Origin of the sequence: Aquabacterium sp., assembly GCF_004297345.1 — a bacterium.
GTDB lineage: Bacteria > Pseudomonadota > Gammaproteobacteria > Burkholderiales > Burkholderiaceae_C > Aquabacterium.
Genome location: NZ_SCTN01000274.1, coordinates 1 through 2,571, shown reverse-complemented (window position 1 = coordinate 2,571; position 2,571 = coordinate 1). Strand labels below are relative to the sequence as shown.

Sequence of the window (2,571 nt, the reverse complement as noted above, 5' to 3'; positions counted from 1 at the left end):
AGCCTGGCTGCGCTCACCCTGGCCTGCGCCTTGCCTGCACAAGCAGCAACCCCCGGCGAGCCCGAGATCCAGAGCTACTCGATCGACATGGAAGCCAAGGTGCTGACAGACCGCCGCACCAACGGTCTGTCCGACACCTACCGCCGCCCTGGCGCCGAATTCACGGTCACGGCCGCGCACGAATCGGGCTTCCTGGGCTATCTGCAACTGGGCACCGTGGCCAAGGAAAGCTTCCCTGATGGCAACAAGACCACGGCACTGGCTGCACTGGGCTATCGCTGGGGCAAACCTGATGGCTGGCACTTCGGTGCGGGTGCGGCGCACGAGATGTTCCCCGGCTCGTCCGTCGAGGTGCATGACAACGAACTCGCATACGCCAACGGCGACCCTGCCGAGCTGATCAAGACCAACTTCGACACCACCTTCGGCCTGTTCGAGTTTGGCTACGGCATCATCGAAGCCCGTTACCTGCTCGTGTTGAGCAAGGACTTCCGCGGCAACAACACCTCCACCGTTTGCGGTACCGCGGCACAAATCGGCGTGATTCAAAACGGCGGCGAAGATCTGTCCGAAGCCATGTCCTGCTATGACCGTGGCTATCACAACAGCCGCGGCTCGCAACTGCTGCAAGTCGAAGCCAGGATCCCGCTCAACAGCAACACCAAGCTGTTCACACACGTGGGCTACACGGCCGTGCACAACTTCTCCTTCCTCAACACGGTGGACTACAAGCTCGGCCTGATCCACACACGCTGGGGTTTTGACTTCGAAGCTGACATCGTGGGTGGCTCGATGCGCAACAGCTACTACGGCAACGCACTCAACAGTGACAACACCGCCGTCAAGCGCATCGACAAACCCGCGCTGATGGCCAGCATCGCCAAGCGCTTCTGATCAACGCGACGATTCAACGCCCACCAACAGGAGCCTGACATGCACGCACCTCGCCGCCTCTCCATGCTCGCCGCCACGGCTGCAACCGCGTGGGCCCTCATGCCCCACCAGATGGCCCAAGCGGCCGCTGCTCAGCCCTATCAAGTGGGTGTGGGCATGAGCGACATCACCGGCGAGGCCGCCGAGGTCGGCATGATGGGCTATGCCGATCTGGCTCAGAAGACATCGGGCATCCACCAGCGCCTGCGGGCCCGCGCCTTCATCGTGCAGGATGCCGCCACGCAGAAGTCGGCCGTCGTCGTCATCACGGACACGGGCCTGGTCACGCAAGCCATTCACCAGGCCGTGCTCAAGCGCCTGGCTGGCAAGTACGGCACGCTGTACAACGCGCAGAACGTGTTGATCAGCGCCACACACACGCACGCCGGCCCGGGTGGTTATTCGCACTACGCGCTCTACAACATCACCATCCTGGGCTTTCAGAAGAAGACCTTCGAGGCCATCGTGGACGGCATCGTCGAGGCCATCGACAAAGCCCATCGAAGCAAGGCACCTGGCGACATCACGCTCAACCAGGGTGAGCTGACCAACGCCAGCCGCAACCGCTCTGCGCCGGCGTTTCGCCTCAATGCCGCCGCTGACCGTGCCGCCTTCCCGCTGGAGATCGATCCGCTCATGAGCGTGCTGACCTTTCGCCAAGGTGGCAAGGCCGTGGGGGCGCTCAGCCTGTTCCCCACACACGGCACGAGCATGACTCAGAAGAACACGCTCATCAGTGGCGACAACAAAGGCTATGCGGCCTATCACTGGGAGCACGACCAGGCCGGCGTGAACTACCGTGCTGACAAGAACCCGTTTGTCGCGGCCTTCGCGCAAACCAACCCTGGGGACATGTCGCCCAACCTGAACCTCAAACCGGGTAGCGGGCCCACGGAAGACGAGTTCGAGAACACCCGCATCATCGGCCAACGCCAGGCCGACAAGGCCCAGGCTTTGTCGAAACAATCCAGCACCTTGCTGCAAGGCGCCGTGGACTACCGCATGCGCTATGTGGACATGAGCCAGGTCACCGTATCGGGCGCCTACACGGCAGACGGCAAGCCCCACACCACCTGCCCGGCAGCCTTGGGCACCAGCTTTGCTGCAGGCAGTGAAGAGGATGGCCCCGGCCCCGGCATCGCCAAGGAAGGCCAGGCCAACCCCTTCCTCGCCGCAGTAGGTGGCCTGGTGTTCTGGCCGTCGGAGACGCTGCGCCAATGCCATGGCGTCAAGGAGGTGGTCATCCCCGTCGGCGAGATGAAGCCCTATCCATGGGCGCCGGAGGTCTTGCCTTTGCAACTCGTGCGCGTGGGGCAGCTCTATCTGGCAACCCTGCCGGGCGAGCCCACCATCATGTCGGGCTACCGCATCCGCCGGCAACTGGCCCACACGCTGGGCGTGGACATCAAGCAGGTACTGGTGGTGGGCTACAGCAATGCCTACACCGAATACATCACCACGCCCGAGGAATACAGCATCCAGGATTACGAAGGCGGCAGCACCCTGTTTGGCCCCTATACCCAACCCGCGTACCAACAGGAACTCGACAAGCTGGCGCAGGACATGGTCAATGGTGCCCCCACCATCAACAACTTGCAGCCACGTGATCTGAGCAACAGCCAGCTCAACTTCCAGACC

General features: G+C 62.7%; 2 protein-coding genes. Both read left to right on the top strand.

The genetic code is table 11. The annotated features are described in order from the left end of the window. Positions 1-894: TorF family putative porin (locus tag EPO09_RS09610; RefSeq protein ID WP_290642531.1), on the top strand; the 894-nt coding region annotated here is incomplete at its 5' end. Between the two features lie 39 nt (positions 895-933). Beyond that, positions 934-2,571: neutral/alkaline non-lysosomal ceramidase N-terminal domain-containing protein (locus tag EPO09_RS09605; RefSeq protein ID WP_290642529.1), on the top strand; the 1,638-nt coding region annotated here is incomplete at its 3' end.